Origin of the sequence: Clostridium algidicarnis, from assembly GCF_000703125.1 — a bacterium.
Classification (GTDB): domain Bacteria; phylum Bacillota; class Clostridia; order Clostridiales; family Clostridiaceae; genus Clostridium_L; species Clostridium_L algidicarnis.
On the sequence record NZ_JNLN01000001.1, the window covers coordinates 876,377 to 891,122 of the forward strand.

Here is a 14,746-nt window from a genome sequence, read left to right on the forward strand (position 1 = left end):
TATAAGGAATACATCTCTCCATCTGAGTCTTAGAAGAACTTATCCAGGGGTGTAGCAGCCGTCATCCCCCACCTTGAAGAGGATAGGGGTGTTACGGATGGTAGACATCGGATAAAATGAAAAGGAATTTCTAAAAGACCTTATATGCCCTTTAAAAACTCCTTTTGATCTTATAACTTATATTAACCCATCAGTGTATCTCACGCTTGGCATGTGCTCTTTATTATATCCCTCACAGGTGGTAGGTGGAAAAAATGTACGTCCTGTATTTCCTACACTTGATCTTAACTCACTTATCTTTGTTACCGCCACATAAATATCTGATATCTTATACCAAGTTGGATAGTCTACTATTCCTGTAGCTGGTAATCCAAATACACTTTGAAATTGCCTTACTGCCTCTTTTGTAGCTTCACCATATACACCATCTACAGCTTGTTTGTTTATAGCTGGATAATTTTGTGCTATCCTATTTAAATATGTTTGAATAGACCTAACTGGAGCCCCTCTAGATCCTATAGTTAAAACACGTCCAGGATAAGAGGATGGTATTCCTTGAACGAATTCTGCCGTAGTAAGAATTATATCACTTCCATAAAAGTTAGTTAATATTTCATAGGGGGTTTTTCCGCTATCCCCTAAATTTTTACTACCCCATTGTGTGAGCCACCCTGGGCACTGAACATTGAAGCCATCACAGTATTGTGTTAGCAAAGGTTGTTTCGCCCCAATTCTTTGTACATAAGTAGAAAATATCTCATCTACTATTCTATTTATATTATCATAAATATTTCTTCCATAATTAAAAGCTTGATCAAAAGCTGTTGAATTGGTTATTTGAAATCCTTTGCCTTTTCCTCTATACCATTCCGTATATACTCTATTTAAAGAAAAAGATATCATGCAATATATATTTGCCCTTAAAGTACTTTCAGACCAGGTTGAAAATACCTCACTAGAAGCTACATTTTTAATATAATCCTTAAATCTTACAGTATAATTGGGCGCCGTAGTGTCATCAGGTACTCCTCCGTGCACTACTATATATTCCGGTATAACAGGACTTGGAAGAACTACAAACCCACTAGGTGGAGGCGGTAATGGTTTGTCAGGATCTTCTGGTATTTTAGGTGGAAAGTCACCAACCAAAGTATTAGGTGGAATTACTATAAGTCTTTCAGTTTGACGACTATTTCTACTGGGTGGAACCATACTAACCTGTTGAAGTGCTACCCTATCAGGGTAAACTTGGCATCCTTTTATAAATACAGGTTTAAACCCTTCAGCCTCAACATTTATATCCACAAAACTGTATGGAAGTTTGTCTGATGGTCTCATTGAATTTTCTATAGGTGGAGTTTTGACATCTATCTCCGCAGTGAACCCTGAAGAATCAGACGTTAAAACTACACTTTGTCTTCTTAACCTCTCCTCTCCCACCTCAACTATTGTAACCTTCGCCTTTTCTATAGGTATATAACTTTCCTCTTTAAATATTTGAACTTGAACCCTACCTTTTTCAGCCATAAATATGCCCCTTATAATAATAATCTTTATATAGATTATGAATCCTTAGGTTTTATTGTTACTCCATTTTATTTGTTTAATGGCATCCTTATAAATAAGTCGCCTAATTTACTTTCTATAAAATCTTTGTTTTGCACCTTATTAGTATCTTCGAAATATATACTTCGTATATTTTCAAATAATCCTTGCAGACTTAACATGCCATATCCAAACTCCGGATTAGGGTATTTATCTCCAGGTCTTTTTTTAGTTCCTCGTATGAGATAGGTCTTCATCTTAGGTGCATAAATAGTAGGGTCTTTTCCTTCAACTACACCCCATTGAAATAGTAGGGCACATGCACCAGCTAAAACTGCAGTAGCAGCACTGCTTCCACTAACTATAGTTTCTCCACCTCCAACCTTTGTGGTCTTTACATTTATTCCTCCGGTAGTTAAATCTGGCTTTATCCTATCATCTCTTGTGTATCCTCTTCCAGAAGATGCTACATATGAATTATTATTTTGATTGTAATAAGATGTAGTTATTATGCTTCTGCTAGTAGACGGAACCATTAAAGTTATGAATTGATTTGGAGTTAAGAACCTAGTATCACCTTTTAATAGATCTCTTTGAGGCAACCATGCATTATATCTGCCACTTACTATATAATCACCAAAAAGTTTAAATTGCCATATTCCTTCTCTTACATCTTCAATTTTTACCCTTATAAGTTCATCACCTGTAAGTTCCTCTGGAAAATAATATTCTATAAATACCTTACTCCCCTCAAACACTAATTCTATTTCTTCCCCTTTCTTAAGTTTTGCTGGCACCTTTTCTATTACTTCACCTGATGGAGAAATCACTCCTATGGATACCTTATCCGGCTTATCTATCCATATTTCAAAAGCCAAGTTTCTTTGCTGCTTTGATATTTTAACCTCTAAGGTTTTAACTTCTCCTGTATTTTGAAACATACCCGAGGCATGAAGATCTTCATCCCCTTGATTTCCTGTTCCGCTAACCACTACCACTCCTCTTATTCTTGATACCTCATCAATATATCTTTCTATAATGCTATTACCATCATGAGCACCCGCATTAGTACCTACGGATATATATATAACCAAGGGCTTATTTAGCCTACTTGCAAGCTGACTTAAATACTTTATAGCCATTATAACGTCTGTATTGTTATATGCCACCCTATCTTTTCCACTTGTATCTTTAGATAAATCTAATCCTATAGCTGGTTTTAACTTTACTACAGCAAATTCGCATCCTGGGGCTGCGCCTTTTAATTCAGGATTTCTTCCTCTTCCACCTAAAATACCAGCCATACTAGTACCATGACCTATATCATCCTTACTAGGTACTATTTTATAAGGATTGTCACCATTTTCCATTGCTTTTATCGCCTGATTTATTTCTTCTTTATTAAATTCTACTCCATAACTAAATCCTAAAGGTTTAGATCCGTTAGTTAAGGTTTGATCCCATATATAATTTATTCTAGTAGTATCATCTTCGTAAATAAATTCTTTATTCAAATAGTCTATACCAGTATCTATAGTTCCAACTAGAACACCGTATCCATCAAGTGGTAAATAAGGATGATTGTGAAACTGTGGTATATCAGCTGCTTCTATAGGAGATACCTCAGATAATGTATATAAACTAGTATCTTCTTTATATACTATATTGGTTATGCCTTTTAATATCTTGCTTTCCATATCACCCTTCACTGATATTACCGCAAAGCTTTCATCTAAAACAAAAGCACAAACATCACTTATCTTTTCTAAACTCTTCACAATGTCACCATCATATTCAACTAGGTAATTATTATAATCTGGATTTAAATAAAGACTTCCACAATCTACACGCAAAGACTCCATGATAAAACCTTCCTCCCCTCTTAAAGATGTAGCTAAATCTAAAGATAACTTTCCACAAACCTCACCATATCCAAAACTATAATTAGGATAAACTAGTGTAGTCCTATTCCTCCTTGCACCTTTTAATAGAAAATATTTAAGCCTTTGACCAAATAACAAAGAATCATTTCCATCTATAATACCCCACTCCATAAGTAAAGCAGCTATACCTGAAACAAAAGGCGTTGCCATAGATGTACCTGTTTTACTATCATAACCACCTCCAGGAGATGCAGAAATTATATTTTCACCAGGGGCCACTAAGTCTGGTTTAGTTTCTCCTATTACATCCTTACCCCTTCCTGAGAACCCCGATATATTCATAGTAGAATAATTATAACTTCCAACAGATACTACATTACTTACCGTAGCTGGTATACCCAAAGTATTAGTTATACTAGGTTGCAAAAACTTAGTTTTAGGATTTAATCCTTCTGAAATAGGAAGCCACATATCATATCTTCCTCTATAATCATTCTCTAAAGTTATGTTTATATTCCATGTACCTTCAATTAAAGACTTCCCTTCTAAAGCTAAAATACTTATTATAATCTCTCCATTTATGTCAAAAGGCCTTGGGCCAGTGTAATATATTATTGCCTTGTTCGAATCAACATTATTCTCAGTACTACCTTGAACTACTGTGTTTTTACCTGTAGTCTTCCCTGAAGGACTTGTTATTTCTATTGAAATGTCACTTAATATCTCTTTGTATAATTGTATTATTATGCTCTTTTCCTCTTGTGCAATATTTATAGATATATTTTGACTATCCCGAAAAGTCCCTCCTACATGATGTGCTGCTTCTCCTTCATTTCCTGCTGCTATTACAAAACTTATAGGTTCTATATTGGAAATAGTGCTAATATATTGCTCTAATATACTACTTCCATTATGAGCACCATTATTAGTACTAAAACTTAAATTTATAACTAAAGGCATATTTAATTCTACCCTTTTGTCTAATAAGATTTTAATAGCTCTCATTATTTGACTAGCCTGAGTATAATTTAAGTTTCCAGGTGGGGTTATTTTAATCATAGCAATAGAACTATTATAGGCAGCTCCATAATAAACTTTATCTATATTTCCACCACCTGATGCTATACCTGCGACATGGGTTCCGTGGCCTACAAAATCCCTATGGGCTATTAAATCATAAGGATTTTGTGAATTTATGGCTTGATTTACTTCCTCTCTATTCCAACCCTTTTTTAAGGATATATCATAAATATACTCAATTCTAGTATTACCTTCAGTATCCATAAATGCTGGATGTCTATAGTCTATTCCAGAATCTATAAATCCAATCAATACGCCTTTACCTGAAAGATCATAAAGATCCCAAAGGCCATTTACACAAGATGCCTTATTCCCTTCAAGAGAATTTATATATAAGGTTTGCGGAAGTTCAAAATAACTTATACCTTCTACCTTAGTTATATTATCTGCATCAGATATTTTAAAAGTAATTATTCCAAATCCATAACCTAAATCCTCAAATTCCCCATCCAAATTTCCAACCGCTACCTTTACTTTTATGGTATTTTCTCCATATAAAACTAAAAATTCAATATACCCTGCTTTAAACTTATCTATACTAGATAAGTTAATAAGCTTTTCCTTTAAATCTGAAGGCATAGTTTTAAGTACTTCTCTTCTATGAATTAAATCACTTGATAAAGCTTCATCTTCAACTCTTATTAACAGCTTTTTATCTTTATTAATTGACTTTTTGATATTAATAAAAAGACCTCCTATGAATAGTATCTATATATTTTATGAGCTGTTATAAGTTTTGCCCCTAAAATAAAGTATTTCATATGTACGTTCTTTATAATCTTCAATTTTAATATTTACGTGAACAAAAAAGAGACATTTTTAAATATGCATTTAAAAATATCTCTTTTAAATTAAACTAATATAGATATGCCTAATTTTATCTTTTTAAGATTAAAGAAGTATTTCTAATTTGTCTAATCTTGCTATAAACTTCACATTTTTAATTAAAACTGTTTCTGTATCTAAATCAACATTATGATTTAATAATAAAGCTTTATTGTTATCTAGCCTTTTTACTTTTCTTATTATCTTTCTACCTTCTACTTCTATAAGGCATATGGTATTAGCCTCCATATCACTTATAAAATGACACAGTGCTAAATCCCCTTTTCTCATTCTAAATCCTGCCATATCATCATTTTCTATTTGAAGAAAAAACACCTTATCTTGAGGATGACCTTCTATTTTATTAGATATCACAGGTAGCTTTTTATTATCTACTACCTTTGACATATCATAATTAAAAATAGGAATATTTTTTAATACATCACCAAAAGCTTCATTCCATATATCTTGAACCTCTTCCTTTGGCTTACCTTTTTTATTGCTTAAGCTATCTGCTGTATAAATAGGAGCCTTCGGTTTCACTGTTTCCTCATTTAAGGCTTCTTCATCAATAGACATACTTATATCATTTATGTTTTTATCTAGAATTTTTGATATCCTAGTAATTAAGCTTTCATTTATTATCCTTTTTCCCATTTCTACATCATTTACAAAGCTTTCAGCTACTCCAAGCTTTTTAGCTAATTGTTTTTGAGTCATTTTAGAATCTAATCTTGCGTTTTTGATTTTTTCTCCTACTCTACTCACTTTAGTTACTTCCTTTCTCCTCTTGTATCTTCTTATACCATTCTCTTTCCTCTATAAGATGCTCTACAAGATATCCAAATGTCCACTTTTTGGAGGTATCAGTAACTACTGCTAAAATGGGTGACCTTCCTATAGTGGCTCTTACGAGCTTTATAATTTTATCTAATTCATCATCACTAAAACCATTAAATAAAATTACCTTTTCTTTTGGAAGAGATTCATCTCCTTCTTCTTTTGCAGATCTTTCTATTATGTCTTCTATGTTATCATGAAATATTTTAGTTGTTATAACTTTATATTCTATGTTAGACATCTTAAATACTTCTAGATCCTTTTGTTCAAGACCATAAGCCAAAATCATCTTATTTGCCAAAACATCTCACTCCCTAAAACTTTATCTTATATTTTTTTAGGTTCATCATATTGAACCCCAAATGTATCTACTGTGACCTTGTTCATAATTTGATTCTCATATGGTTTGTCATTATAATCACACTTAGTCTTAACTATGCTGTCTGCATTATCCATGCCTTCTATAATTTTTCCAAATGCTGCATATTGTCCATCTAAATGTGGAGCCTTTTCTACCATTAGAAAAAATTGGCTTCCTGCAGAATCAGGATGACCTGATCTTGCCATGGATATAACTCCTTTTTCATGTTTCAAATCATTTTTAACTCCATTTCCAGAAAACTCTCCCTTTATACCATATCCTGGTCCCCCCATACCTGTTCCTTCTGGGCAGCCACCTTGAATCATAAAACCAGGTATCACTCTATGAAAAGTTAATCCATCATAAAAGCCTTTACTTACTAAATCTATAAAATTATTAACTGTATTTGGTGCTATTTCTGGGAATAATTCTATTTTAATTATTCCTCCATTGTTAATTTCCATTGTTACTACTGGGTTCATAAAAATTCCTCCTTTTAATATGTAAATCTAATATATTCAATATACCATAAGTTAATAATATTATAACCTTTATCGCCTATTATTCTCAATATATTATTTATTATATTGAGAATAATGATTAACATTTATCATTTTAATTCTAATAACTTGTAACTAAGATCTATTAAATTACTATTATCCTTTGAATTAAATATCTGTATACCACCCTTTTCGTCACTATTACTTAAAAGATCACTTTCTTCTAATCTTCTTTTAAGTTCTCTTGCTGTACCCTCGCTTCCATCTATTATAGGTATTTCATCTCCTATAACAGAAACTATTTCTTTTTTTATAAAAGGATAGTGAGTACAGCCTAAAACTATGCAAGATATATCTTTATCTATCTTACCTTCAAACTTTCTTACTAAATAATTCTTTATATCACTTCCTTCAACTATACCCTCTTCTATCATTTCTACTAAACCAGGACAGGGAAGAGCAACTACCTCAGAGCTTACTGCACATCTTTCAACTAAATTATTAAATTTATTTTCTGCTAAAGTTATAGGCGTTGCCATTATCAATATCTTACCTTTTCTATTTAGATTTACAGCAGGCCTTACAGCTGGTTCTATTCCTATTATAGGTAGGTCTTTAAACTTCTTTCTTAAGTCTTCTATTGCTGCACTAGTCGCTGTGTTACAAGCCACAACAATGGCTTTACAGCCCTTCGATAATAAAAGATCTATAGCTTTAAAAGTTAACTTTTTTATTTCTTCTACAGTTTTTACACCATAAGGTGCATTTTTCGAATCTCCAAAATATATATAATCTTCATTTGGAAGTATTTTTATAGCTTTCTTTAGCACACTAATACCACCTACTCCGCTATCAAAAATCCCTATAGGCTTATTTTTATTATACGAGTTATCTTCCATACTAAAAACTTCCCTTCTCCAATAATTATATGTTTATTATCTTTATAAATACACATGGGTGGAAAATATATCCATGCCAAACTAGTATTTGGATACATTTAAATTTATCAAATTATCAAAATTACATCATTTTCTTGACATAAAAATTTTATTGTACTAAAATTTCTTTATATTTTATTATATAAAATGATATTTTTGTTCTAATTATAATAATATTATTCTTATATCATTTTGTCTATTTTAAAAGAAAGGATGTGAAATGTCTATACTTTAATTAAGGTATAGATAAAATTTTATGAAAAATGACCTAATATTTTTAATTCCAGAAACTTCTCATAATGAAACTTCGTTAAAATCAATAATTAACAACCATCCAGAAATACGATTCATATCCTTAGTAGGTATCGATCTTGCTGGAAATGATACCGATGAGCGAATTCCAATAAAAGCCTTTTTAAATGATTTAGATACATTCTTAAATGGAGTTGCAGCACAAACTGATGGATCCTCTGTTACTCTACCGGGTATAGCAAGCTTAAACAATGCTAAGATTGACATGATGTGTGATTTAAACTGCAACTGGTACATAGATTATAATTATGAAAACATAGATCCAATTTGTAATAAACCAATAGGAACTCTTAGAATACCTTGTTTTCTATATCATAATGGAAATCCTGTAGATTCAAGACACATTTTAAAAAGATCTATTGATTACTTCAAAAGTACTATTCTAAGTCTGCTTTCAAAAAATCCTAACAGCCTTTCTTCTCATGGCATATCTTTTGAAGACATTGAAGATATTAATGTAACTTCCGCTACTGAATTAGAGTTTTGGGTTAAAACTCCAAATGATGAAGCTGAACTTGAAGAGCTTTCTACATCTCAAGTATTGCATGAGCAATATTGGACTAGAACGAAAGGTTCTGTAAGAACTGCCTTAGAACAAAGTCTTATGCTTATGGATTCTTATGGTTTAGAACCTGAAATGGGACATAAAGAAGTAGGTGGAGTCAAAGCTAAAATAGATGACCTTGGAAACCTTACTCACATAATGGAGCAAATGGAAATTGATTGGAGGTTCTCGACTCCTATTCAAGCTGCAGATAATGAGCTATTAGTTAGAAATATAGTAAGAGAAACCTTTAGACAAAATGGCCTTGACGTTACCTTTCTAGCAAAGCCTATAGATGGAGTAGCAGGAAGTGGGGAACATATTCATGTAGGTATTTGTCTTAAGTTAAAAAACAGAAAGCTCATAAACTTATTTGCATCTAACAAAAATCACTTTTTAAGTTCTATAGGCTATGGTTCACTTATGGGTATCCTTAAAAATTACGAGATAATAAATCCCTTCATATCTTCTACTAACGATTCGCTTAAAAGGCTTAAGCCAGGATTTGAAGCTCCTATATGTATAACAACCTCCTTAGGTGTTACAATTGAAGTGCCCTCAAGAAATAGAACTATTTTAATAGCTCTTATAAGAGATATTATAAATCCTATGGCTACAAGATTTGAACTTCGTTCACCTAATCCACATACAAATACTTATATTGCAATATCCGTTTTATACATGAGTATGATCGATGGCATAAAATATGCTTTAGAAAATAATAAAAACGAAGATGACTTATTAACTGAACTTTCAAAGTCCCCCGGCGAGCCTTCTATATACCTAGAAAAAGAAAGAGCTTATCGTACAGAGGAAGATGTATTTGATTTCTTTTGTGAAGACGAAAGAATAAAATACTTTGGTAAAGCACCTGCAACTGTTTATGAAAATCTAAAAGCTTTTGAAATGTATCCAGATAAATTAGATGTCTTAAAAATGGGAAATGTATTTAATGATTCAATTATAAACAGCTTTAAAATTTCTGTTATAGAAAGATGGGTTACAGAAATAAAAAACCGAATAATAAATAGCTATATGGATGAGATACGTTCTTATAAAATGTTGCACTCTTTAGATAAAGCTTTAGATTTAGATGTAACAAATTGGATGAATGTAAATGAATTACGCCATTACATAATGAAAGACAGTTATTCTAATAGATGCTTATTTACAAAAATAAAGAAGTCTATAATAGATAAAAATTATTCATCTGTATCAGATTTTCAATTAGAACTTGAAGATAAAATGAATTTACTCAGAACCCTATATACAAATTATAGGAGAAACCTTTTAGATGTGTAAGTAATTTACATGGATATTAATACACTTTCAAGGTATAATCTTATTAATTACCTATTATATTTAGTAATTCATAATATTATATAATTACTACTTTTGCATAACCTAAAACAATAATTTACATAGTGGTATAATATAATTTTAATGGGGTGTTTAACAATGAGACTTATTCCTATAGAGTGTGTTAAGGAAGGTACTTATTTAGCTAAGACTATATTTGATAACGAAGGACGTCCCCTACTTCGGGAAGGGGCGAAGCTTTCCAATAAAATTATAGAAAAGATAAAATCTATTCAAGTATATTCTCTTTATATAATTGATGAGTATAGCGATATGGAAATAGATGATATTATAAAACCTGAACTTAGACAAAAGGCTATAACATCAGTAAAAGAAACCTTTTCTAGTCTAGATAAATTTTCAAAATCTTCACCTTCTAAGTACAGCAATAAATTAATAAAAGAAAGAGAATTATACTTTGAATCAATATATGATGTTGCGGAAGAGTTATTAGATCAAATTTTATCAGACAACCATGTTATGGTGCACTTAGTAGATATAAAGAGCCTAGATAACTATACCTATCAACATTGCGTTAACGTTGCAGTACTTTCCCTTATATTAGGTATTCAACTTCAACTAAATAAATATGATCTTTTAGATCTTTGTATAGGAGCATTAGTCCATGATATAGGTAAATCTTTTATACCTACTACTCTTTTATTTAAAGAAGGTCCTTTAACGAAAGATGAACTTTTAATAATGAAAACTCATACTACATTAGGCTATGATTATCTTAGAAATGTCTCAGGAATTTCAGCAAAATCTCGTATAATATCTTTGCAGCACCATGAATGGTATGATGGCACTGGTTATCCTGAAAATAGACGTGGTGAAGAAATTAATAAATTTTCTAGAATAGTATCTATAGCTGATGTCTATGATGCATTAACTTCTGATAGACCTTATAGAAGAGCTTTAAGTCCCAATGAAGCTATTGAATACATTATGGCTAATTCCTCTACACAATTTGATTATGAAATGGTAAAAGCCTTTTCTAGAGTTATAGTACCTTATAGTAAAGGAACCTTAGTTAAGCTTAGCAATGGAGATATAGCATTAGTTGAGGATACGCTTCCAAACTTTCCTTTAAGACCCAATATAAAAATAGTAAAAAGTTCTGATCCTTCTAGAAATGGGCTAAAAATAAAACTAGTAAAGAGTTTATCACTAGTTATAGAAAATATTCAATATACAATTTAAACTTTTATATCTTCTTTTGGGAATGTGAAAATGCATTCCCATTAAAAATATAATCATATTATATTTTTAGGAAATAAACAGGTTTTAAATCTATAATTATAGTAATCTAAACTTGTTAAATCTTACATCATAGAAAGAGAAATGTTATCTTTACTTAATATTTCATAACTATACATAGGTGTATTAGAAAATGGATTGTTTTTTACTATATCTTCTGCTTCATTAATATCTTTAGCTCTAAATATCATAGTTCCACCATTTTTATTGTATACCCCTGCACAAACTAGATATTTACTATACTTTAAATTAACTGCCTTACTTTCATTATTTAATTTCTTCCTTAATCCTAAATCCATTTTATAATTTATCTTTACAAACAACCCACTCTTTTTCTTCATAAACCTAGCCTCCTAATAAAAATATGGAATAAAACCCCATGACACGAACTTATGTTTTTATTATATTGAATATATGTTCTTACGTCAATGGATTTTTATACTTTTAACATTGTGTTCGCGTTAAAGATGGCCTTTAATTTATCCAATACGTATAGATAGTAGGTGATAAAAATGAAAAATAAAAAGATAACTATATTCGTTCTTTTACTTGTTTTAATACTGGTGCCTATTATAATAGTGTATTTATTAAGAGGTCCTAGAGACTTTATTACAAATATAAACGAAAATCCTAAGGTTTCTGAATCCACAGTTCATTTAGGTGAAGAATATCTAGATATATCTTACAAAGTCTTAGAAAAAGAAGAATTAACACTAGATTTCTATGCACCTTCAAAATCCAACAAAACCACTTGGCCGCTTATTATTTATATCCACGGTGGAAGCTGGGCATTTGGAGATAAGTCTATTGATGATAGTTTTATTCCCATCTTAAATAAGTTAAAAGAAAAAGGTTATGCTATAGCTAGCATAAATTATAGACTTTCTTCATCAGATTCAAGCTTTCCATCTCCAGTAGAAGACTGCAAAGATGCAATTCGCTGGTTTTATAAAAATAAAGATATTTATAATATAGACACGGATAATATAGGACTGCTTGGTGTTTCTTCTGGTGCTCATTTAGCACTACTTTCATCATATAGCAACGAAAATGATTTTATTGGAGATGAAAGTCTTTCTTCATATAAAAGTAATATAAAATATGTTATAGATTATTCCGGTCCAACAAACTTTGATATAAATGATATTAGATCATCAGATGAAACTTCTATGAGTATTATTAAAAATCTTTTAGGTGAAGATAATATATATAAAGAGGATTTATTAAATCTTGCAAGTCCCATAAATTATATAGATTCAAATTCTACACCTACATTAATAATACATGGAGAAAAGGATTCAACAGTACCTATAAATCAATCAATAAAATTATATGAAAAAGGCATAGATGCAGGAATGAATATAAATTTACTCAAAGTGGATAATGGTGATCATTCCTTATCTAATATAGATTATATAGATATGATAAAAATTGCTACGGAAACCTTACGATTTATTGAAAAAAATAAATAAGACATGAAATAAAATCATAGACTAGAACTTATTGGATTAATTGCATTTAACTTTATAGTTTATAAAATCTAAATCAGCACATAATAAGGTTACAAAGCAAATAAAGGAGGAATGTAAAATGGCAAACAATAATAACACTAGTTCAAACAGATTGGTGGTACCTGAAGCAAAACAAGGGTTAAACAAATTCAAGATGGAAATTGCAAGTGAACTTGGTTTAACTAATTACGAACAAACTGATAAGGGTAACTTAACATCAAGACAAAATGGTTCAGTAGGTGGAGAGATGGTTAAAAGAATGGTAGAATCTTACGAACACAATATAAAATAATAATTAATACCATGATTTTTAACTAATCAAAACTAAAACAACCTAAACTAAATTAAGTTAAAGGTGAGAAATTCATATTCATGAATTACTCACCTTTAATTTTATCTTTATTTCTGTACCCTCTCCATACTTGCTAACAATATCTAAACTTCCTCCATGAAGGCTTATTATCTCATCACAAATAGAAAGTCCAAGACCATTTCCATGTTTACTAGGATCTACCTTATAAAACTTTTGTTTTACTTTTGATAAATCTTCAACCTTTATACCTATTCCATTATCTTTGATGATTATTACCACAAATCCATCTTTTTCTTCAGCTTTTATATGTATTTTTCCTTGCCTTTCTATAAACTTCATAGAGTTATCTAATAAATTTATAAAAACTTGTTTTAATCTATTCTTGTCCCCTTCTATTATAGGTAACCTTGGTATTTCATAAATTAATTCTAAATCATTTCTTTTCGCCCTAGGACTCATTTCTAAAATTATATCTTTTAATAATTCTTCTATATCAACATCTCCTAAGTTTACTTTCATCTTTGAAGATGCGAACTTAGAAAAATCTAATAATTCATTTACTAATAGACTAAGTCTTTTACTTTCTTGAATTATTATATCTAAAGCCTTTTCTCTTTGATTCAAGTCAGTAAACTCTTTTAACTTTAAGGTAACAGCCCATCCCTTTATAGATGTAAGCGGTGTTTTAAGTTCATGACTTATTGATGAAATAAATTCATTTTTCAACTTTTCATTTTTCTTTATTTCTTGAGCCATATAATTTAAAGTTTCTGCCATAGTTCCAACTTCATCTTCGTAAATCTTTTCTAATGTAACATCATATTTCCCATTTGCCATATCCTTAGCTACATTTGTAACCTTTTTTAAAGGCTTTGTTATAGTGTTAGAAATAATCAAACTTAAAATTGTCGTTATTACCATAACAATAAATACTACACTTATAATTAAAAGGGCTATTCGATCTAAAAGCTTATCTACCATATCCATAGAACTTACAACTCGTATAACTGCTATTATATTAGAATCTATTTTTAAAGGTGCTGATACTGACATTATCTTGTTAGATGAATAGGATCCGTCAGGTTTTCCTACCCAAACAGCAGTCTCATCTACTAAGGCCTTTTTTATATCTATATATTCTAACTTGGTTCCAGGAACAATGCCAAGATCATCCCATATAACCCTACCTTCTTTATCTAATATTTGAACTTGAACATCTAAATTAGAAAAAAAATTTTCTTCTAAATCCTCATAAACTCTTTTAACGTCAGAATCATTTAGATATTTAGAATAAAACTTTGTAGATAGATTAACCTGATCTTTCAATATGGTTTCCATGGCTTTATAATAATATCCTCTTACACTTATCCAAAGTAACAATCCTAATAGGGATATAGTTATTAGTATAGTTATAAAATAATAGCTTATTATTCTAGATTTTATACTTCTAAATCTTTTTAATTTATTCATATATC

General features: G+C 30.6%; 12 protein-coding genes. 4 read left to right on the plus strand and 8 right to left on the minus strand.

Going from position 1 to position 14,746, the window contains the following annotated elements:
* Positions 1-177: 177 nt before the first annotated feature.
* From BV55_RS0104395 to murI, 6 genes are all read right to left on the minus strand, one after another.
* Positions 178-1,527 carry a peptidoglycan-binding domain-containing protein gene (locus BV55_RS0104395; RefSeq protein ID WP_029451581.1) on the minus strand — a complete coding sequence of 450 codons (1,350 nt, stop codon included), beginning with the start codon at positions 1,525-1,527 and terminating at the stop codon, positions 178-180.
* Between the two features lie 68 nt (positions 1,528-1,595).
* Positions 1,596-5,087 carry a S8 family serine peptidase gene (locus BV55_RS0104400; protein ID WP_035794254.1) on the minus strand — a complete coding sequence of 1,164 codons (3,492 nt, stop codon included), beginning with the start codon at positions 5,085-5,087 and terminating at the stop codon, positions 1,596-1,598.
* 312 nt (positions 5,088-5,399) lie between these two features.
* Positions 5,400-6,101 (minus strand): S24 family peptidase, encoded by a 702-nt coding sequence (locus BV55_RS0104405; RefSeq protein WP_029451583.1) that lies wholly within the window; start codon positions 6,099-6,101, stop codon positions 5,400-5,402.
* Between the two features lies 1 nt (position 6,102).
* Entirely contained in the window at positions 6,103-6,474 is a 372-nt protein-coding gene (locus tag BV55_RS0104410; protein ID WP_084170489.1) for a DUF3783 domain-containing protein, read from the minus strand.
* A 26-nt stretch (positions 6,475-6,500) separates the two neighbouring features.
* A complete protein-coding gene (locus BV55_RS0104415; protein WP_029451585.1) occupies positions 6,501-7,016 on the minus strand; it encodes a peptidylprolyl isomerase in 516 nt (171 codons plus the stop codon).
* Between the two features lie 128 nt (positions 7,017-7,144).
* A complete protein-coding gene (gene murI / locus BV55_RS0104420) occupies positions 7,145-7,933 on the minus strand; it encodes a glutamate racemase (protein ID WP_029451586.1) in 789 nt (262 codons plus the stop codon).
* Between the two features lie 295 nt (positions 7,934-8,228).
* Between murI and BV55_RS0104425 the strand changes: the two genes are divergently transcribed.
* Complete coding sequence (locus BV55_RS0104425) at positions 8,229-10,130, plus strand: type I glutamate--ammonia ligase (RefSeq protein ID WP_029451588.1); 1,902 nt, start codon at positions 8,229-8,231, stop codon at positions 10,128-10,130.
* A gap of 156 nt (positions 10,131-10,286) precedes the next feature.
* Complete coding sequence (locus BV55_RS0104430) at positions 10,287-11,390, plus strand: HD-GYP domain-containing protein (RefSeq protein WP_029451589.1); 1,104 nt, start codon at positions 10,287-10,289, stop codon at positions 11,388-11,390.
* 122 nt (positions 11,391-11,512) lie between these two features.
* Here BV55_RS0104430 and BV55_RS0104435 read toward each other — a convergent pair whose 3' ends face one another.
* Complete coding sequence (locus tag BV55_RS0104435; RefSeq protein ID WP_029451590.1) at positions 11,513-11,788, minus strand: hypothetical protein; 276 nt, start codon at positions 11,786-11,788, stop codon at positions 11,513-11,515.
* 171 nt (positions 11,789-11,959) lie between these two features.
* On the opposite strand from BV55_RS0104435, the gene BV55_RS0104440 reads away from it, so the two are divergent.
* Together BV55_RS0104440 and BV55_RS0104445 are read left to right on the plus strand one after the other, a co-directional pair.
* Positions 11,960-12,919 (plus strand): alpha/beta hydrolase, encoded by a 960-nt coding sequence (locus BV55_RS0104440; protein ID WP_051652392.1) that lies wholly within the window; start codon positions 11,960-11,962, stop codon positions 12,917-12,919.
* Positions 12,920-13,037: 118 nt separating this feature from the next.
* Positions 13,038-13,250, plus strand: a complete 213-nt coding sequence (locus BV55_RS0104445) for an alpha/beta-type small acid-soluble spore protein (RefSeq protein WP_029451593.1) — start codon at positions 13,038-13,040, stop codon at positions 13,248-13,250.
* 78 nt (positions 13,251-13,328) lie between these two features.
* Here the strand turns inward: BV55_RS0104445 and BV55_RS0104450 are convergent, their stop codons facing one another.
* Positions 13,329-14,741, minus strand: a complete 1,413-nt coding sequence (locus tag BV55_RS0104450) for a sensor histidine kinase (RefSeq protein ID WP_029451595.1) — start codon at positions 14,739-14,741, stop codon at positions 13,329-13,331.
* Positions 14,742-14,746 lie beyond the last annotated feature (5 nt).